The sequence below is a fragment of the Lactiplantibacillus xiangfangensis genome (assembly GCF_001438845.1).
GTDB classification, from domain to species: Bacteria; Bacillota; Bacilli; order Lactobacillales; family Lactobacillaceae; genus Lactiplantibacillus; species Lactiplantibacillus xiangfangensis.
This window is the reverse complement of the sequence record NZ_JQCL01000055.1, coordinates 52353-69148: the sequence shown is the minus strand read 5'-3', so window position 1 is coordinate 69148 and position 16796 is coordinate 52353. Positions and strand designations below refer to the sequence as shown.

Annotated in this window: 29 protein-coding genes; 25 read left to right on the top strand and 4 right to left on the bottom strand. The window is 43.9% G+C overall.

What is annotated here, in order from left to right:
* The first annotated feature begins 8 nt into the window (after positions 1–8).
* The 25 genes from rplB (at position 9) to rplQ (ending at position 12033) form a co-directional block, all read left to right on the top strand.
* A complete protein-coding gene (gene rplB / locus IV64_RS05265; RefSeq protein ID WP_057706096.1) occupies positions 9–848 on the top strand; it encodes a 50S ribosomal protein L2 in 840 nt (279 codons plus the stop codon).
* Between the two features lie 42 nt (positions 849–890).
* Positions 891–1166, top strand: a complete 276-nt coding sequence (rpsS, locus tag IV64_RS05260; protein ID WP_057706095.1) for a 30S ribosomal protein S19 — start codon at positions 891–893, stop codon at positions 1164–1166.
* A gap of 17 nt (positions 1167–1183) precedes the next feature.
* Positions 1184–1531: a 50S ribosomal protein L22 gene (rplV, locus tag IV64_RS05255; protein ID WP_057706094.1), complete on the top strand. Its 348-nt coding sequence runs from the start codon at positions 1184–1186 to the stop codon at positions 1529–1531.
* Positions 1532–1543: 12 nt separating this feature from the next.
* Positions 1544–2200 carry a 30S ribosomal protein S3 gene (gene rpsC, locus IV64_RS05250; RefSeq protein WP_057706093.1) on the top strand — a complete coding sequence of 219 codons (657 nt, stop codon included), beginning with the start codon at positions 1544–1546 and terminating at the stop codon, positions 2198–2200.
* Between the two features lies 1 nt (position 2201).
* Positions 2202–2636, top strand: a complete 435-nt coding sequence (rplP, locus tag IV64_RS05245; protein WP_057706092.1) for a 50S ribosomal protein L16 — start codon at positions 2202–2204, stop codon at positions 2634–2636.
* The gene (gene rpmC / locus IV64_RS05240) at positions 2626–2820 is read left to right on the top strand and encodes a 50S ribosomal protein L29 (RefSeq protein WP_003638068.1); all 195 of its coding nucleotides are present in this window, start codon (positions 2626–2628) and stop codon (positions 2818–2820) included. Before rplP ends, rpmC begins: the two co-directional genes overlap by 11 nt.
* A gap of 22 nt (positions 2821–2842) precedes the next feature.
* Positions 2843–3112 carry a 30S ribosomal protein S17 gene (rpsQ, locus tag IV64_RS05235; protein WP_024624520.1) on the top strand — a complete coding sequence of 90 codons (270 nt, stop codon included), beginning with the start codon at positions 2843–2845 and terminating at the stop codon, positions 3110–3112.
* A 42-nt stretch (positions 3113–3154) separates the two neighbouring features.
* A complete protein-coding gene (gene rplN / locus IV64_RS05230; protein WP_003641257.1) occupies positions 3155–3523 on the top strand; it encodes a 50S ribosomal protein L14 in 369 nt (122 codons plus the stop codon).
* A gap of 33 nt (positions 3524–3556) precedes the next feature.
* A complete protein-coding gene (gene rplX / locus IV64_RS05225) occupies positions 3557–3871 on the top strand; it encodes a 50S ribosomal protein L24 (RefSeq protein WP_057706091.1) in 315 nt (104 codons plus the stop codon).
* 28 nt (positions 3872–3899) lie between these two features.
* Positions 3900–4442: a 50S ribosomal protein L5 gene (gene rplE / locus IV64_RS05220; RefSeq protein WP_054399403.1), complete on the top strand. Its 543-nt coding sequence runs from the start codon at positions 3900–3902 to the stop codon at positions 4440–4442.
* A 20-nt stretch (positions 4443–4462) separates the two neighbouring features.
* Positions 4463–4648 (top strand): type Z 30S ribosomal protein S14, encoded by a 186-nt coding sequence (locus IV64_RS05215; protein WP_003638073.1) that lies wholly within the window; start codon positions 4463–4465, stop codon positions 4646–4648.
* A gap of 33 nt (positions 4649–4681) precedes the next feature.
* The gene (gene rpsH, locus IV64_RS05210) at positions 4682–5077 is read left to right on the top strand and encodes a 30S ribosomal protein S8 (protein WP_057706090.1); all 396 of its coding nucleotides are present in this window, start codon (positions 4682–4684) and stop codon (positions 5075–5077) included.
* Positions 5078–5106: 29 nt separating this feature from the next.
* The gene (gene rplF, locus IV64_RS05205) at positions 5107–5643 is read left to right on the top strand and encodes a 50S ribosomal protein L6 (protein WP_057706089.1); all 537 of its coding nucleotides are present in this window, start codon (positions 5107–5109) and stop codon (positions 5641–5643) included.
* Between the two features lie 34 nt (positions 5644–5677).
* Positions 5678–6043 carry a 50S ribosomal protein L18 gene (rplR, locus tag IV64_RS05200; protein WP_057706088.1) on the top strand — a complete coding sequence of 122 codons (366 nt, stop codon included), beginning with the start codon at positions 5678–5680 and terminating at the stop codon, positions 6041–6043.
* 20 nt (positions 6044–6063) lie between these two features.
* Positions 6064–6564: a 30S ribosomal protein S5 gene (rpsE, locus tag IV64_RS05195; protein ID WP_057706087.1), complete on the top strand. Its 501-nt coding sequence runs from the start codon at positions 6064–6066 to the stop codon at positions 6562–6564.
* A 16-nt stretch (positions 6565–6580) separates the two neighbouring features.
* A complete protein-coding gene (gene rpmD, locus IV64_RS05190; protein ID WP_057706086.1) occupies positions 6581–6763 on the top strand; it encodes a 50S ribosomal protein L30 in 183 nt (60 codons plus the stop codon).
* A 31-nt stretch (positions 6764–6794) separates the two neighbouring features.
* Positions 6795–7226 (top strand): 50S ribosomal protein L15, encoded by a 432-nt coding sequence (rplO, locus tag IV64_RS05185; protein ID WP_057706085.1) that lies wholly within the window; start codon positions 6795–6797, stop codon positions 7224–7226.
* 1 nt (position 7227) lies between these two features.
* Positions 7228–8523, top strand: a complete 1296-nt coding sequence (secY, locus tag IV64_RS05180) for a preprotein translocase subunit SecY (RefSeq protein WP_057706084.1) — start codon at positions 7228–7230, stop codon at positions 8521–8523.
* 65 nt (positions 8524–8588) lie between these two features.
* A complete protein-coding gene (locus tag IV64_RS05175) occupies positions 8589–9239 on the top strand; it encodes an adenylate kinase (protein ID WP_338033741.1) in 651 nt (216 codons plus the stop codon).
* Between the two features lie 177 nt (positions 9240–9416).
* Positions 9417–9635 carry a translation initiation factor IF-1 gene (infA, locus tag IV64_RS05170; RefSeq protein WP_003638082.1) on the top strand — a complete coding sequence of 73 codons (219 nt, stop codon included), beginning with the start codon at positions 9417–9419 and terminating at the stop codon, positions 9633–9635.
* A 35-nt stretch (positions 9636–9670) separates the two neighbouring features.
* Positions 9671–9790 carry a 50S ribosomal protein L36 gene (rpmJ, locus tag IV64_RS14100; RefSeq protein WP_083491579.1) on the top strand — a complete coding sequence of 40 codons (120 nt, stop codon included), beginning with the start codon at positions 9671–9673 and terminating at the stop codon, positions 9788–9790.
* 27 nt (positions 9791–9817) lie between these two features.
* Positions 9818–10183, top strand: a complete 366-nt coding sequence (gene rpsM, locus IV64_RS05165) for a 30S ribosomal protein S13 (RefSeq protein WP_003641265.1) — start codon at positions 9818–9820, stop codon at positions 10181–10183.
* Positions 10184–10207: 24 nt separating this feature from the next.
* Entirely contained in the window at positions 10208–10597 is a 390-nt protein-coding gene (gene rpsK, locus IV64_RS05160) for a 30S ribosomal protein S11 (protein WP_057706082.1), read from the top strand.
* Positions 10598–10683: 86 nt separating this feature from the next.
* Entirely contained in the window at positions 10684–11628 is a 945-nt protein-coding gene (locus IV64_RS05155) for a DNA-directed RNA polymerase subunit alpha (protein WP_057706081.1), read from the top strand.
* 21 nt (positions 11629–11649) lie between these two features.
* A complete protein-coding gene (gene rplQ, locus IV64_RS05150; protein ID WP_057706080.1) occupies positions 11650–12033 on the top strand; it encodes a 50S ribosomal protein L17 in 384 nt (127 codons plus the stop codon).
* A gap of 672 nt (positions 12034–12705) precedes the next feature.
* On the opposite strand, the gene IV64_RS05145 is transcribed toward rplQ, so the two are convergent.
* The 4 genes from IV64_RS05145 to IV64_RS05130 form a co-directional block, all read right to left on the bottom strand.
* Positions 12706–13698, bottom strand: coding sequence for a polyprenyl synthetase family protein (locus tag IV64_RS05145; RefSeq protein ID WP_057706079.1), 993 nt, complete (start codon positions 13696–13698; stop codon positions 12706–12708).
* A gap of 6 nt (positions 13699–13704) precedes the next feature.
* Positions 13705–14274: a Gx transporter family protein gene (locus IV64_RS05140; protein ID WP_057706078.1), complete on the bottom strand. Its 570-nt coding sequence runs from the start codon at positions 14272–14274 to the stop codon at positions 13705–13707.
* 6 nt (positions 14275–14280) lie between these two features.
* Positions 14281–14772: a NusG domain II-containing protein gene (locus IV64_RS05135; protein WP_057706077.1), complete on the bottom strand. Its 492-nt coding sequence runs from the start codon at positions 14770–14772 to the stop codon at positions 14281–14283.
* A 95-nt stretch (positions 14773–14867) separates the two neighbouring features.
* Complete coding sequence (locus IV64_RS05130) at positions 14868–16778, bottom strand: NAD(P)/FAD-dependent oxidoreductase (RefSeq protein ID WP_057706076.1); 1911 nt, start codon at positions 16776–16778, stop codon at positions 14868–14870.
* Positions 16779–16796 lie beyond the last annotated feature (18 nt).

Genomic DNA, 16796 nt, shown 5'->3' with positions numbered 1-16796 from the left:
TAACTCTAGTGGGTATTAAGAAGTATAAACCAACCACTAACGGCCGTCGTAATATGACTGGTTCTGATTTCGCCGAAATTACTAAGACTAAACCAGAAAAGTCATTATTAGACTCACAAAGTCATACAGCCGGTCGTAACAGTTATGGTCACATTACTGTTCGTCACCGTGGTGGCGGTCACAAGCAACAATACCGTTTGGTTGACTTTAAGCGGATCAAGGATGAACTTCCTGCAACTGTTAAAGCAATCGAATATGATCCTAACCGGACAGCTAACATCGCTTTATTAGTTTATGCTGACGGTGTGAAATCATATATTTTAGCACCAAAAGGTTTGGAAGTTGGTATGACGGTTCAATCAGGTGTCAACGCTGATATCAAGGTTGGTAACGCCTTACCATTAAACAACATTCCAGTTGGTACTGTTATTCACAACATCGAATTGAAGCCAGGTAAGGGTGGCCAATTAGCTCGCTCTGCTGGTGCTTCAGCTCAATTACTTGGTAAGGAAGGCAAGTACGCTATCGTACGTTTGTCTTCTGGCGAAGTTCGTTTAGTTCTTCTTACAAGCCGTGCTTCTATTGGTACTGTTGGTAACGAACAACACGAATTAATCAATTCAGGTAAAGCCGGTCGTACTCGTTGGCAAGGTAAACGCCCAACAGTTCGTGGTTCTGTAATGAACCCTAACGATCACCCTCATGGTGGTGGTGAAGGTAAAGCGCCAATCGGTCATCCATCTCCAATGTCTCCATGGGGTAAGAAGACTCTTGGTAAGAAGACTCGTAACACTAAAGCTCGTTCAAACAAGCTTATTGTTCGTGGTCGTCGTCCAGGTAAGCACTAATAAATTCTGAAATTACTGTAGCTCTCGAGAGGAGGTCACACGATGGGTCGTAGTTTAAAGAAGGGACCTTTCGCAGATTCGCATCTTTTAAAGAAGATCGATGCACAATCTGATTCTGACAAGAAATCTGTCATTAAGACGTGGTCACGTCGTTCAACAATTTTCCCAAGTTTTATTGGGTACACTATCGCTGTATATGATGGGCGCAAGCATGTCCCAGTTTATATCCAAGACGATATGGTAGGTCACAAGTTAGGCGAATTTGTTCCAACTCGTACTTTCCATGGTCATGGTACAGACGATAAGACAACTAAGTAGTAAGGAGGATATATAGAATGGCTGAACAAGTAACATCTGCACGTGCAACTGCAAAAACTGTTCGCATTGCCGCTCGTAAGGTCCGCCTAGTTGTCGATCTTATCAGAGGTAAAAGCGTTGCCGAAGCCTTAGCAACTTTGAAGTTCACTCCACGGGGTGCTTCTCCAGTAGTTGAAAAGGTATTGCTCTCAGCAGTTGCTAACGCTGAAAATAACTTTGACTTAGATCGTGAAGATTTGGTCGTAAGCGAAGCTTTTGTTAACGAAGGACCAACCTTAAAACGGTTCCGTCCACGGGCAAAGGGTTCTGCTTCACCAATCAACAAGCGGACTAGCCACATTACGATCACAGTTACTGAAAAATAGGAGGGATAACGCGTGGGTCAAAAAGTAAATCCAACCGGATTACGTGTAGGAATCATTCGTGATTGGGACGCAAAATGGTACGCTGAAAAAGATTTTGCAGCCTATTTGAACGAAGATTTACGCATCCGTAAGTATATCGAACAACGACTTGCCGACGCTTCCGTCTCCACCGTTGAAATCGAACGCGCTGCAAATCGCGTGAACATTTCAATCCATACCGCTAAACCAGGAATGGTTATCGGTAAGGGTGGTTCTGAAGTTGAAGCACTTCGTAAAGAATTAAACAATTTAACTGGTAAACGAGTACACATCAACATCATCGAAATCAAGAAGCCTGATTTAGATGCTAAATTAGTTGGTGAAAGTATTGCGCGTCAACTTGAAGGCCGTGTTGCTTTCCGTCGTGCAATGCGTGGTGCTATGCAACGTACTATGCGTTCAGGCGCCAAAGGTATCAAGACACAAGTTGCCGGCCGTTTAAACGGTGCCGACATGTCTCGTGTTGAAGCTTATTCCGATGGGACGGTTCCGTTGCATACTTTGCGTGCGGATATCGATTACGCATGGGTTGAAGCTCGTACCACTTATGGTAAATTAGGTGTTAAGACCTGGATCTACCGTGGCGAAATCTTGCCAGAAAAGAAATCTGCAGCTAAAGGAGGAAAATAACATGCTGGTACCTAAACGGGTTAAGTATCGTCGTGTTCACCGTGGTAAAATGCGCGGTGAAGCTAAAGGCGGTAAAACAGTTGCTTTTGGTGAATTCGGTTTACAAACACTCGAATCACACTGGATCAGTAACCGGCAGATTGAAGCTGCCCGTGTTGCTATGAACCGTTACATGAAGCGTGGCGGTAAGGTATGGATTAAGATTTTCCCTCACAAGTCCTACACTGAAAAAGGTGTTGGTGTGCGGATGGGTAATGGGAAAGGTACTCCTGCAGGTTGGGTTGCCCCAGTAAAACGTAACAAGATTATGTTTGAAGTCGGTGGCGTTTCCGAAGAAGTTGCTCGCGAAGCTTTACGTTTGGCCGGCACTAAATTACCTGTTAGAACTAAAATTGTTAAGCGTGAGGAAGTAGGTGGCGAATCAGATGAAGGCTAAGGAAATTAAAGCATTGTCCACTACTGAAATGCTCGAAAAAGAAAAGTCTTACAAAGACGAACTTTTCAACTTGCGTTTTCAATTGGCCACTGGTCAGCTTGAAAACACCGCTCGTTTAAAACAAGTTCGTAAGAACATTGCGCGTATTAAAACTGCGTTGCGTGAACAAGAGTTAAACAAGTAGAGTATAAAGGAGGCAATCACGAATGAGTGAAGATACTCGTAACAGCCGTAAGGTTATCCAAGGACGCGTTGTTTCAGATAAGATGGACAAAACCATCGTTGTCATTGTCGAAACGTACAAGAACCATCCCGTTTACGGCAAACGTGTTCGTTATTCAAAGAAATTCAAGGCTCATGATGAAAATAATGAAGCCAAGACTGGCGATATTGTTAAGATCATGGAAACTCGTCCTCTTTCAGCTACAAAGCGTTTCCGCTTAATTGAAGTTGTTCAAAAAGCTGTTATTATCTAGTTTATTAGCTGAAAAAAATTACATGAAGGGAGGACACTTACTGTGATCCAACAAGAAAGTCGTTTAAAAGTTGCTGACAACTCCGGTGCCCGTGAAATCCTTACTATTAAGGTATTAGGTGGTTCCGGTCGTAAAACTGCTAACATTGGTGATGTTATCGTCGCTACGGTCAAACAAGCAACACCCGGTGGTGTTGTCAAAGCTCATGATGTTGTTAAAGCCGTAATCGTTCGGACTAAGTCTGGTGTTCACCGTGCAGACGGTTCATACATCAAGTTTGACGAAAATGCAGCAGTTATTATCCGTGATGACAAGACCCCTCAAGGTACTCGTATCTTTGGCCCTGTCGCTCGTGAATTACGTGATAAAGACTTCATGCGTATTGTTTCATTAGCGCCCGAAGTTCTGTAGTCACACACCGTAAATAAGGAGGTGCGCAACCTAATGTTGATTAAAACTGGTGATAAAGTTCGTGTAATCAGCGGTAAGGATCGTGGTCAAGAAGGTACTGTTAAAAAGGTACTTATTGCCAAGAACCGTGTCGTTGTTGAAGGTGTTAACAAGATCAAGAAACACCAAAAACCAACGAACGTTAACCCCCAAGGCGGGATCGTGGATATCGAAGCACCAATTGATATTTCGAACGTAATGTTCCTTGACCCATCGACCAACGAACCTACTCGTTTAGGTGTTCGTCGTGAAGATGATGGCAAGCGTGTCCGTTTTGCTAAAAAGTCTGGTAAAGACTTAGAAAATTAATACTGACTGAAAGGAGGAAGCAAGATTCATGGAAAACCGTTTAAAAGCTCAATATGAAAAAGAAATCGTCCCAGCCTTAGTTGACAAGTTCAATTACACTTCTGTAATGCAAGTTCCTAAGCTGGCAAAGATCGTTTTGAACATGGGTGTTGGTGATGCAGTTACCAACGCTAAAAACTTAGACGAAGCAGTTGAAGAATTGACTTTGATCGCCGGCCAAAAACCTTTGGTTACCCGGGCAAAGAAATCTATCGCTGGTTTCCGTCTTCGTGAAGGTATGGCAATTGGTGCCAAAGTTGACTTACGTGGTGAACGTATGTATGACTTCTTGGACAAGTTGATCAATGTTTCATTACCACGTGTTCGTGACTTCCATGGTGTAAGTACTCGTTCATTTGATGGTCGCGGTAACTACACATTGGGTGTCCGTGAACAATTGATCTTCCCAGAAATCAACTATGATAATGTTAACCGTGTTCGCGGTTTAGACATTGTAATCGTAACAACAGCTGATAGTGATGAAGAATCACGTGAGTTGTTAACTCAATTTGGCATGCCATTTGCTAAATAATCGAAGGGGGTTAATCGAAGTTGGCTAAAAAATCACAAATTGCTAAACAAAAACGTGGCGCAAAGTTTAATGTACAAAACTATACGCGTTGCGAACGTTGTGGTCGTCCACATTCAGTTTACCGTAAATTCCACTTGTGCCGTATCTGCTTACGCGACCTGGCCCACAAAGGTCAAATCCCTGGCATGAAAAAGGCCAGCTGGTAAAAAAGAACCCAAGTTAAAGGAGGTTAAACTTTCATGATGACTGATCCAATCGCAGATTTCTTGACTCGTATTCGTAACGCTAACATGGTACGTCACGATTCATTAGAAGTTCCTGCATCAAAAATCAAACGCAACATTGCTGAAATTTTAAAAAATGAAGGTTTTGTTCGCGACGTTGAATACATCGATGATGACAAACAGGGCATCATTCGTGTCTTCTTGAAGTATGGTAAAGACAACGAACGGGTTATCTCTGGTTTGAAGCGTATTTCAAAGCCAGGTTTACGTTCATACGTCAAAGCTGATTCTGTTCCTAAGGTTTTAAACGGTTTAGGAATTGCTATCATCTCAACTTCAGAAGGCGTTGTTACTGATAAAGAAGCTCGCGCTAAGAAGCTTGGCGGCGAAGTTTTAGCTTACGTTTGGTAATAAATAATTAAGACGGGAGGTGCAAGTAAGTGAGTCGTATTGGTTATAAAGTAATTGAACTACCTGCTGGGGTAGAAGTATCACAAGCTGGCGAAGTCGTTACGGTTAAGGGACCTAAAGGAACGTTAACGCGGAACATCGACAGTAAGATTACAATGTCAATTGAGGGCAATGAAGTTAAATTCACTCGCCCAACTGATGACTACAAAATGAAGGCATTACACGGTACTACCCGTGCTAATGTTAACAACATGGTTGATGGTGTTACTAAAGGCTTTACTAAGAACCTTCAATTGGTCGGTGTTGGTTACCGTGCCCAATTGCAAGGTAAGAAGTTAGTATTAAGCGTTGGTTACTCACATCCTGTTGAATTTGAAACGCCTGAAAACTTAACTGTTGAAGTTCCTGACAACACGCACATCAATATCTCTGGTATTGGTAAGCAAGCTGTCGGTGACTTTGCTGCCGAAGTTCGGGCCGTTCGTTCACCTGAACCTTACAAAGGTAAAGGGATTCGTTACGTCGATGAATATGTTCGTCGTAAGGAAGGTAAAACTGGTAAATAATGCAGCTTAAAGCTGTCCATACTAATATATAGAGGTGACTATTGTGATTTCAAAACCAGATAAAAACAAAACACGTCAACGTCGTCACGCACGTGTTCGCGGTAAGATTTCTGGTACTGCTGAGCGCCCACGCTTAAATGTTTATCGTTCAAACAAAAACATCTACGCTCAAGTTATTGATGATGTAGAGGGTGTAACGCTCGCAAGTGCCTCAACTTTAGATAGCGAAGTTAAAGGTAACAACAAGACCGAAAAGGCAGCGTCCGTCGGTGAAGTTGTTGCAAAACGAGCTGCTGAAAAGAAGATCTCAGACGTAGTCTTTGATCGTGGCGGTTACTTATATCACGGTCGGGTTCAAGCCTTGGCTGAAGCCGCTCGTGAAAACGGACTTAAATTCTAACAAAGGAGGAATAATACCATATGACTTTCATTGATCCATCAAAATTAGATCTTGACGATAATGTTGTTGCCATCAACCGGATTACCAAAGTTGTTAAAGGTGGTCGTCGCCTACGTTTTGCTGCGTTAGTAATCGTTGGAGACCACAAAGGACACGTTGGTTTCGGTACTGGTAAGGCTCAAGAAGTTCCAGAAGCAATTCGGAAAGCTTCCGAAGCTGCTAAAAAGAACTTGATCACTGTACCAATGGTTGGTACCACCATTCCTCATCAAACGCTTGGTGTATTCGGCGGTGGCCGCATTTTGCTTAAGCCTGCCGTTGAAGGTTCTGGAGTTGCCGCTGGTGGCGCCGTTCGTGCCGTCATGGAATTAGCCGGTGTGGATGATGTTACTAGTAAACGACTTGGCTCAAACACGCCTGTTAACGTTGTTCGCGCAACGTTTGAAGGCTTGAAGAGCTTAAAGACTGCTGAACAAGTTGCCGCTTTACGTGGCGTTTCAGCTGACCATTTAGCTGAATAATAGGAGGACAAACAACATGGCTCAATTAAAGATCACTTTAGTTCGCAGCGCAGCTCATCGTCTTCCTAAGCAACGTAAAATTGTTAAGGAATTAGGCCTTGGCCGGGTTAACAGCTCAGTTATCAAGCCTGATGACGCAGCAACTCGCGGACAAATCTTTCACATCGCTCACTTGATCGATGTTGAAATCGTTAAGTAATTAAAATTTTCAAAGAGGAGGTGCCTACTAAATGAAGTTACATGAATTAACACCAAGTGAAGGTTCACGTTTTTCACGTCGTCGCATTGGTCGTGGTGACTCAAGTGGCCAAGGTAAGACTTCTGGTCGTGGCCAAAAGGGTCAAAAGGCGCGTGGTAAAGTTCGTGTAGGTTTCGAAGGTGGCCAAATGCCATTGTACCGTCGGATTCCTAAACGTGGATTTACTAACATCAACCGTAAAGAATATGCGGTTGTTAACCTTGACAGCTTGAACCGTTTTGATGATGGTGCCGAAGTAACACCAGAATCATTAAAAGAAGCTGGCTTAGTTAAAAAGAGTTCTGCTGTTAAAGTTCTTGGTAATGGTAAACTCAACAAAAAGTTAACAGTTAAGGCAAGCAAGTTCTCCGCAACCGCTGTTGCGGCAATCGAAGCTGCTGGCGGTAAAACTGAGGTGATCTAATTTGCTGACTACCATGAAGAACGCTCTCAAAGTTAAGGATATTCGGAATAAACTTCTGTTCACATTGGGCGTTTTGATTGTATTTCGTCTTGGCTCTTATATCACAGTTCCTGGTGTTAATGCGCAAGCGCTCCAGTCGGTTGCGTCATCAGGGCTGATAAGTATGTTGAATACATTCAGTGGTGGCGGTTTAACAAATTATTCCATCCTTGCTATGGGGGTATCCCCTTACATTACTGCACAAATCATTGTTCAATTGTTACAAATGGATATCGTTCCTAAGTTTGTTGAATGGGGCAAACAAGGTGAAGTTGGGCGACGGAAGCTTAATCAAGCGACCCGTTGGCTGACCATCGTCTTAGCCTTCATTCAGTCGATTGGGATTACTGCTGGGTTTAACTCCCTTAGTCAACTTAAATTAGTTAACAACCCAAGTATTAGCACTTACCTCACAATTGGGATTATCCTAACTGGTGGGGCAATGTTAACCACTTGGATGGGGGATATGATTACGGACCGTGGGATTGGTAATGGGGTTTCCATTATTATCTTCGCCGGAATCATTGCCCGCGTCCCAACTTCGATTTACCAAATTTATCAAGAACAATTCGTTAACGTAGCCAAAGATCAATGGTGGCAAAGTGGGTTGTTTGTAGTAGGGTTATTGTTGATTGTTTTGATCATCGTTATGTTTGTAACGTGGGTTGAACAAGCCAATGACCGTGTTCCAATTCAATACACTCGTCGTGCAGCTGGTGCACCTGACAGTAGTTACCTACCACTGAAGGTGAACGTTGCCGGGGTTATTCCCGTTATTTTCGCGAGTTCCTTCATTGCAACACCTCAAACGATTTTGCTAGGTTTCCAAGCCAGTCATGGTGATGAAACTTGGTACCAGATCATGAGTAACGTCTTTAATATGCAGTCTACGGTCGGTGCAATCCTATACACTGTACTGATTGTGCTCTTCACGTTCTTCTACGCGTTTGTTCAGGTTAACCCTGAAAAACTGTCCAAGAACTTGCAAAAGCAGGGCAGCTATATTCCTGGTGTTTGGCCAGGTAAAGATACTCAAGACTGGGTTTCAAAATTGTTGATGCGGTTAAGTACGGTTGGTTCCCTCTACCTTGGGTTAATTTCCTTGATTCCATTATTAGCTTCCGATATTTGGGGCTTAGATGAATCAATTGGTTTAGGTGGGACTAGTTTACTAATCGTTGTCGGGGTTGCCCTTGAAACTATTCGTCAAATTAAAGGATTAATGATGAAACGCGACTATGTCGGTTTTATCCGTTAATCAAGCGAATGTGTTGGGGAAACTCAGCACATTTGTACTTTTAGGAGGAAAAAAGCATGGGAACAATGAACCTGATTTTAATGGGTCTACCAGGTGCCGGTAAGGGTACTCAAGCTCAGAAGATCCTCGAAGATTTTGATATTCCGCATATTTCAACGGGGGATATCTTCCGGGCTGCCATTAAGAACGAAACTAAGATGGGCCTTGAAGCCAAAAAGTATATCGATGCTGGTAACTTGGTTCCAGACGAAGTCACAAATGGCATCGTCCGTGACCGGTTAGCTGAAGCGGATACGAAAAATGGTTTCTTGCTTGACGGTTATCCTCGTAACATTGATCAAGCACATGCCTTGAAGCAAATCGGTGCAGACCTCAACAAACCTTTGGACGGCGTGATTAATATTCACGTTGCACCAGAAGTTTTAGTTGAACGGCTTTCCGGTCGCTTCATTTGTCGGACTTGTGGGACAACTTACCACAAGATCTACAACAAGCCTAAAGTTGAAGGTACTTGTGACGTGTGTGGCGGTCATGATTTCTATCAACGTGAAGATGACAAGCCTGCAACCGTTAAGAATCGTTTGGATGTCAACGTTAAGTTGAACACACCATTAATCGATTTTTACGAAAAAGAAAACTTATTACACAATGTTGACGGTGACCGCGACATTGATGATGTTTACAAGGATATTAAAACCATTCTTGATAACCTTTAATAACTGGGTTCCTAAAGGGCGACGTTTGCTTTTCAAATGCCGTTGTGATAAACTTATTCAGGTTTAGCCGTTGACTGATTTAATACTATTTTAATATTATGATTAGCAATGACTGGTTCGAAAAGCGAACCAAATACGTGGCAGCACGAAACCATATAATAAGGGAGGGACACATACTTGGCAAAGGAAGACGTCATCGAAATTCAAGGGACTATTAAAGAAACGTTGCCTAACGCAATGTTTAAGGTTGAACTTGAAAACGGCGCTGAAATCTTGGCACATGTTTCGGGTAAAATTCGGATGCATTACATTCGGATCTTACCTGGCGACAAGGTTACGGTCGAAATGTCACCTTATGATTTAACTAAGGGCCGGATTACCTACCGTTTCAAGTAGGACCGACACTTCGTACCTTATAGGAGGTAAAATTCATGAAAGTAAGACCATCTGTAAAGCCAATGTGCGAACACTGTAAAGTTATTCGCCGTAAGGGCCGCGTAATGGTTATTTGCTCTGCTAACCCAAAGCATAAGCAACGCCAAGGTAAATAATTCAAATAATTCGGAGGTGAAATATTAATGGCTCGTATTGAAGGGATTGACTTACCACGTGACAAGCGTATTGTCATTGGTTTGACTTATATCTACGGTATCGGTAACACTTCTGCACAGAAGATCCTTGCTGAAGCCGGTGTTTCAGAAGACGTTCGTGTACGTGACTTAACTCCTGATCAAGAAGATAAGATCCGTGCCGTCGTTGACGGTTATAAAACTGAAGGTGACTTACGTCGTGAAGTCAGCTTAAACATCAAGTTATTGCAAGAAATCGGTTCATACCGTGGGATGCGCCATCGTCGTGGTTTACCAGTTCGTGGTCAACACACGAAGAACAACGCCCGTACTCGTAAGGGTAAAAAGGTCAGCATCGCTGGACGTAAAAAATAATTATAAGGGAGGTTTTCGAATTTTATGGCAACTAGAAAGACAACCCGTCGTCGTCGGGTAAAGAAGAACATTGAATCCGGTGTGGCTCACATCCATTCAACGTTTAATAACACACTTGTTATGATCACTGATATGCAAGGGAACGCCATTGCATGGTCATCAGCTGGTTCATTAGGTTTCAAGGGCTCACGTAAGTCAACACCTTTTGCTGCTCAAATGGCCGCAGAAGCTGCTGCTAAGGCCTCAATGGAACATGGCATGAAGATTGTTGAAGTCGCTGTTAAGGGACCTGGTTCAGGTCGTGAAGCTGCTATCCGTGCTTTACAAGCTACTGGTTTGGAAGTTAGCGCAATTCGCGATGTTACCCCAGTTCCTCATAATGGTTCTCGTCCTCCAAAGCGTCGTCGTGTTTAATCTGTGACGTTCATTTTGAGGGCAAACTTCATTTTGTGCGCACAACTACTAAGCACCACGCGTTTTGAAAGGGGTAAAAGATAAGAATGATTGAATTTGAAAAACCTAACATTCATAAAATTGATGAAAACGACAACTATGGTAAGTTTGTTGTAGAACCACTTGAACGTGGTTATGGTACAACTTTAGGGAATTCACTTCGTCGGATTCTTCTTTCTTCTTTACCTGGCGCTGCTGTTACTAGTATTCAAATTGACGGTGTTCTCCACGAATTTTCAACGGTGGAAGGCGTAACCGAAGACGTTACGGCTATCATCTTGAATGTGAAGAAGATCGCGCTTAAGTTAAGTTCAGACGAAACCAAGACGTTGGAAATCGACGTTAAGGGTCCAGCGAACGTTACTGCCGGTGATATCATTGGTGATGCGGACGTTGAAGTCTTGAACCCTGATTTAGCAATTTGTACTGTAGCGGATGGTGCACACTTCCATATGCGTATGACCGCTAATACTGGTCGTGGTTATGTTTCCGCTGAGGATAACAAACATCGTGAAGATGATATGCCAATTGGCGTTTTAGCTGTTGATTCATTATATTCTCCAATCGAACGTGTCAACTACCAAGTTGAAAACACGCGGGTTGGTCAACGTGATGATTTCGATAAGTTAACCTTAGACGTTTGGACAAATGGTTCAATCACTCCAAGTGAAGCCATTAGTCTATCAGCCAAAATCCTGACTGATCACCTTTCAATCTTCGTAAATCTCACTGATGAAGCTAAAAACACTGACGTGATGGTTGAGAAGGAAGAAACGCATAAGGAAAAAATGTTAGAAATGACGATCGAAGAGTTAGACCTTTCCGTTCGTTCATACAATTGCTTGAAACGTGCTGGTATCAACACGGTCCAAGAATTAACTAACAAAACTGAAGCTGATATGATGAAGGTTCGCAACCTTGGACGCAAGTCACTCGAAGAAGTTAAAGCAAAATTAGCTGATCTCGGGTTATCATTACGCAAAGAAGACTAATACAAGGGAGGATATCCGTTCATGAGTTACCGTAAATTACAACGTACAAGTTCACAACGTCGTGCCTTACTTCGTGATTTAACGACTTCATTAATCGTTAATGGTAAGATCGAAACTACCGAAGCACGTGCTAAGGAAGTTCGTTCAACTACCGACAAGATGATCACTTTGGCAAAGAAGGGTGATTTAAGCGCCCGTCGTCAAGCTGCTACGTTTATGCGTGACGTCGTTGCCGATGTTAAAGAAGATGGCGACAACGTGGCTGTACAAACCGCTTTGCAAAAGTTATTTAGTGACTTAGGTCCTCAATACACTGACCGCAATGGTGGGTACACACGAATTTACAAGACTATGCCTCGTCGTGGAGACGGTGCACAAATGGTAGTCTTGGAACTTGTTGACTAGTTAATTGTTTTACGGATCACTGGGATTGATGATTGACGGACGCTATGATGATGGTTACTCTTTGAGTTTCCAAGTCTAGTTCGGAAGTTATTTATGGTTAACATAGATGGCGTATCGCAATCTTAAGTGATTTTTTTTGGCGCTAGCCAACCAAGACCGTTAGTCCAACTCTATGTTGGGTTAACGGTTTTTTTGTACATTTTTTTATTGTCGTTGTTTTCCAGCTGGAATGATTGGTAATTCCATCGTCATGGGAACCGGTTAGTGCCTGAAAAGCGGTCACTAACCTCATCAATGAGACTTGCATAAACAGCACGCAAGTCTCATTGATGTTCCGTACGGTTAAATTGGCAACCCCACCAATTTAACCGTACCGCCACGACGATTCCATTGCCAATCATTCCAGCCTAAAATGTGCCCTAACTACAATGTAACGAGGAGTTAGTTAGCAGGTTAAAGAGAAAATACATATAGAACCTTATCTTCTGGTTATTAGTTGCTGACAGGTGTGTGTGGTTATGATGTGGATAATATTCTGACCGTTAAATAGTCTGGTTAATTGATAACTAGTGGAGGCGACATAGCACACTGGTTCTGCCCGCTGGAACGGCATAGATATACAAAAAAGCTGGCCTCAAAGAAGAGGTCAGCTCAGATAGTAAAGTGATTCGGCTAGTTATGCCGAGTTAATAATTGCGTGGTTAATTGAATGAGGTTATCTTTAGCAGGGTTATCAGGAAGCTTGTTCAAAATGTGCAAGGCGTCCTGAGTGTACTTTTCAGCGAGCTGTTGGGCTTTCGTAACCCCACCAGCATCAATGACCATCCGCTGTAATTCCCGGCGCTGAGCGTCTGTAATGGCACCCTGAAGCCGCATCAGTGGCAAGATATCGTGACGTGCGTCCGTTTGTAAGGCAAAGATCAAGGGGGACGTATAAACGCCTTCAGCGACGTCTTCTAAGATTGGCTTACCAATTTCTTGACTGTCTTCTTGGTAATCGAGAATATCATCTAAAATTTGGAAAGCCATCCCGATTGCCATGCCGGCTTTACGGGCTCGCTGTGAAAAGAGGGTGCTTTGACCAGATTCAAAGGCGCCTAAGAAACAACTGAGCGCAAAGAGTTCGGCCGTCTTGCCTTGAATCTGTTCCTTATATTGATCCATGGTAATGTCGATATGGTAGTGGCGGTCCTTTTGCTGAACCTCACCGACCAAAATCTTTTCCATGTTTTCAGAATTGACCTGAATACTTTTGAAGCTGCTTGAATACTTAGCCAGAATTTTGAAAACCACGACGAATAGATAGTCGCCGGCATAGACCGCGACGTCCTTACCGAAACGCTGCTGAATCGTCGCGCGGTGCCGACGTAACTCGGAATCGTCCAAGATGTCATCGTGGATCAAAGTTGCCGTGTGGAGCGTCTCTAAAGAGGCTGCCAGGGCAATCATCCGGTCGCGGTCCGTATCCTTAAACGATGAGAATAGCAGACAATACGCTGGCCGTAGTAATTTACCACCACTGTGAATCATATCAATAATCGCGTCAGAAATGGCGCTGTCTTTAATGTTAATGTTATCGGTCATAAGCTGCATGACCTTGGTTAATTCCGGCTGCATGGCCGGGTAATCACGCCAAATTGGGTGTAATTGCGTTGCCGATTGCATAAAATGTTACTCCTTTGTTTTACTTGGGTGCTTGGTGCGCTTAAACCGCAAGTAGCTTAGAATTGTCACGTGTGTAAATAAGTAGTTCGCGGCAATCCCTAAGGCAATGCCGGCTGCGATTCCGATGATTGACATGGCCGGGAGGTATAGCATGACCGTCCACGTCTGGGCAATCAGACTCGCCACTAATAGTTGGCCAACGTTGTGCATCACGCCCCCAGTTGCTGAAATTCCGATGATACTGACCCGTTTTGGCCCTAGCAACTTAACTAGGAGCATTGAAAACAGGCTCAGAAACGCTCCCCCAAAGCTGTACAGGAACGTTGACATTGTTCCGCCCAGTAATGCGGTTAGAATCAGTCGTAACCAGGTCAGCGTAATCACGTCGCGAAAGGACAATGTGAAGATGGCAACAATTGTGATTAAGTTAGCTAACCCCAATTTGGCTCCCGGTGCGAAGGCGAACGGGAAGGGAATCATTCGCTCTAAAATTCCGATGATCACCCCTTGAGCAACTAGGAGGGCAATGTAAATATTCCGATGGGTCTTATTTGATTGTCCAAATGAATTATTCAATAGTTTTTACTCCGTAACTAGCCCGTTACCGCCGGACTTAACGTGTCCGGACCCTGACTTGATTTCAACCAGGACTTTATGCGGTAAACAGACGATCGTTTGGCCTGGTTTAGTAATCCAGCCTCGCCGAATGCAGACTTGATCACTGCAGTTAGCCTTGGTAATCGCGACGCGTTTAGGTTCAAACGTAACGGTATTATAGTGGCCATCCTTAGCGCGATAGGTGTAGCGTTTTGTCTTGGTCAAAGTCGTTAAATTGACCCGCTTTAAAACGGTCCCGTTATGAGAAACAACCGCGGTATAATCCGTCCGACTTTTCTTGGCCTGTCGTTTGGCGATTTGTTCAGCACGTTGGGCTTGTTGTTTTTGCTGATATGAAAAAATTGCTATTGGGGTAAACGATAAAATAATTAAGGCAACAATAATAACAATGTCAAAAGGTCGGATCATGCCGCCGTAACGCCTTAGCACTCGTGCGGTCGCCCGTAATTTCTTCATCGCCAGCCCTCCTTTTTTCGTTGCATAAAAAATGGTTCAAGGGGAAAAAGCAACCCTTGAACCATCGGGAAACTATTCAATTAATTATAACGCATCTAGCGGGTTTTGACAGCATCGTAATGTGAACGAACGTTGCCGTACCACCAGTGCCCAAGATGTTTTTGCATCCACGGAACAACCCAGTAGTCCAAACCAAATGTCCGGCCGGAACCGTTCATTAAGGCGAGGGCGACGAAGACCATCCAAATGTTGACCCAGTAGAACATCCCTGACAAGCAGAAGACAACGACTAAACCAATTGTGATGGCGTTAGCTAACCAGCTAAAGAGACCGAAGAAGATGCAAAGTGCAATCACGATTTCAACACAGGTCATGAATTTCTGGAAGAAGAGCGCCATGCCCATGTTTGGTACGAAGACCTTTGTAACGGATTCGAACCAGTGTGGCATCTTGTCAAAGACCATCAGTGGTTCCTTACCGTACATGTAAGATAAGCTGAAGACACCCTTGGCAGCTTTCGCAGTCGATGATGCTGCTTCAGAAGCACCACTAGTTGCAGCAGCCTTAGTTGCTTGACTGGCACCACTAGTCGCGGCAGCTTGTAACCAACTAAATGGTAAGCGAAGTTTGTCAGTGAACCATGATTCAGAACCCTGAACCTTCGTCCAGCAATCCCACAGCCACATTGCGCCGTAGAAGAACCGAAGTGGCACACTCCACAAAACGTTACCAGCACGTGAAATCCAGCCACGTCCGAGGTTCCGACCATTGCGGGTCCGGAAGAATTCGTTCATGAAGTACTGGAAGAGGTAGTAGCCAGAGAAAATCTGGCAGTAGTACAACCAGTTGATTGCGTGTTTCAAAAGAACGGCGATGAACCCAGAAACGTTCCAGTTGTCCATCACTTGTGCAACGGCGTACTTGGAACCAATCGAATCAACGGAAGCTTGGTAAGCACCCTTGAACGGTTTGATTTCTTTGCTACTGCCGTCAACGTTCTTGATAATCCCTTCAACCGCTTTGGCAGCCGTTTCTTCGGCACCTTGGACGATTTGTGGGACGGGACGTGGTTGGTCAGGTTCTTGATAACTCGTTGAGTCACCAGCTAAGAAGACGTTCTTGGTATCCTTAGCTTGCATGAATTCGTTAGCAAGTAAACGGCCACCGCGAGGGTTCGTTTCAATACCAAAGTTCTTGACAACACTGTTAGCCCGCACACCGGCGGTCCAAATTAATGTATAGGTTGGAATTGGATCCTTGCCCTTTAAGTTAACGTGATCAGCAGCAACTTCGGTAATCATGGAGTTGGTCATAATATCAACGCCATGTTTAGTCATGTATGCTTCAGCTTTTCCAGCTTGCGTCCGGTTGAGCATGTTGATAATGGTAGGTGCCGCTTCAACTAATTGAAGGGTGATTTCGCTAGGATCTAGCTTGTTTTCTTTAGCTAGAACGTCGCGGTATTCGATCAATTCACCAATCAGTTCGGAACCAGTGAAACCAGAACCGCAGACTGTGAATGTCAGCATTGCTTTCCGCTTAGCTGGATCTAATTCAGCAGCACCGCGACGAATGATCGCCGCTAAGTGTGCTCGTAAGGCCATTGCTTGTTCAAATGACCATAATTCAAATCCGTGTTCTTTAACACCAGGGGTGCCAAAGTCATTGGATTCCCCACCTAAACTAATGAGCAATTGATCATATTGATAACTGCCGTTCTTAGTGGTAACAACTTGTTTCTCTTTATCAACACCAGTTACTGTATCAGTAACCAGGCGAACATTCTTCCGTCGTGCGAACAGCCGTTGCAAATCGTATTGGATATGCCCAGGCTCCACCCGTTCAGTGGCTACTTCATGTAGTTCGGTCATGTACGTGAAGTATGAATGCCGATCAATCAACGTAATCTCAACGTCCGCATTTTTTTTGAAATGCTTAGACAGTTTTTTGGTTGCGTAGACGCCGGCAAACCCCGCACCGACAACGACAATGTTTTTCTTTGCCATTGCGTAACAACTCCCTTG

Bases quoted from the DNA above. Each gene is read 5' to 3' on its own strand.
- rpsS (WP_057706095.1), top strand. From the start codon at position 891: ATGGGTCGTAGTTTAAAGAAGGGACCTTTCGCAGATTCGCATCTTTTA.
- rplV (WP_057706094.1), top strand. From the start codon at position 1,184: ATGGCTGAACAAGTAACATCTGCACGTGCAACTGCAAAAACTGTTCGC.
- rplP (WP_057706092.1), top strand. From the start codon at position 2,202: ATGCTGGTACCTAAACGGGTTAAGTATCGTCGTGTTCACCGTGGTAAA.
- rpmC (WP_003638068.1), top strand. From the start codon at position 2,626: ATGAAGGCTAAGGAAATTAAAGCATTGTCCACTACTGAAATGCTCGAA.
- rpsQ (WP_024624520.1), top strand. From the start codon at position 2,843: ATGAGTGAAGATACTCGTAACAGCCGTAAGGTTATCCAAGGACGCGTT.
- rplX (WP_057706091.1), top strand. From the start codon at position 3,557: ATGTTGATTAAAACTGGTGATAAAGTTCGTGTAATCAGCGGTAAGGAT.
- rplE (WP_054399403.1), top strand. From the start codon at position 3,900: ATGGAAAACCGTTTAAAAGCTCAATATGAAAAAGAAATCGTCCCAGCC.
- rpsH (WP_057706090.1), top strand. From the start codon at position 4,682: ATGATGACTGATCCAATCGCAGATTTCTTGACTCGTATTCGTAACGCT.
- rpsE (WP_057706087.1), top strand. From the start codon at position 6,064: ATGACTTTCATTGATCCATCAAAATTAGATCTTGACGATAATGTTGTT.
- rpmD (WP_057706086.1), top strand. From the start codon at position 6,581: ATGGCTCAATTAAAGATCACTTTAGTTCGCAGCGCAGCTCATCGTCTT.
- rplO (WP_057706085.1), top strand. From the start codon at position 6,795: ATGAAGTTACATGAATTAACACCAAGTGAAGGTTCACGTTTTTCACGT.
- IV64_RS05175 (WP_338033741.1), top strand. From the start codon at position 8,589: ATGAACCTGATTTTAATGGGTCTACCAGGTGCCGGTAAGGGTACTCAA.
- rpmJ (WP_083491579.1), top strand. From the start codon at position 9,671: ATGAAAGTAAGACCATCTGTAAAGCCAATGTGCGAACACTGTAAAGTT.
- rpsM (WP_003641265.1), top strand. From the start codon at position 9,818: ATGGCTCGTATTGAAGGGATTGACTTACCACGTGACAAGCGTATTGTC.
- rpsK (WP_057706082.1), top strand. From the start codon at position 10,208: ATGGCAACTAGAAAGACAACCCGTCGTCGTCGGGTAAAGAAGAACATT.
- IV64_RS05155 (WP_057706081.1), top strand. From the start codon at position 10,684: ATGATTGAATTTGAAAAACCTAACATTCATAAAATTGATGAAAACGAC.
- rplQ (WP_057706080.1), top strand. From the start codon at position 11,650: ATGAGTTACCGTAAATTACAACGTACAAGTTCACAACGTCGTGCCTTA.
- IV64_RS05145 (WP_057706079.1), bottom strand. From the start codon at position 13,698: ATGCAATCGGCAACGCAATTACACCCAATTTGGCGTGATTACCCGGCC.
- IV64_RS05135 (WP_057706077.1), bottom strand. From the start codon at position 14,772: ATGAAGAAATTACGGGCGACCGCACGAGTGCTAAGGCGTTACGGCGGC.
- IV64_RS05130 (WP_057706076.1), bottom strand. From the start codon at position 16,778: ATGGCAAAGAAAAACATTGTCGTTGTCGGTGCGGGGTTTGCCGGCGTC.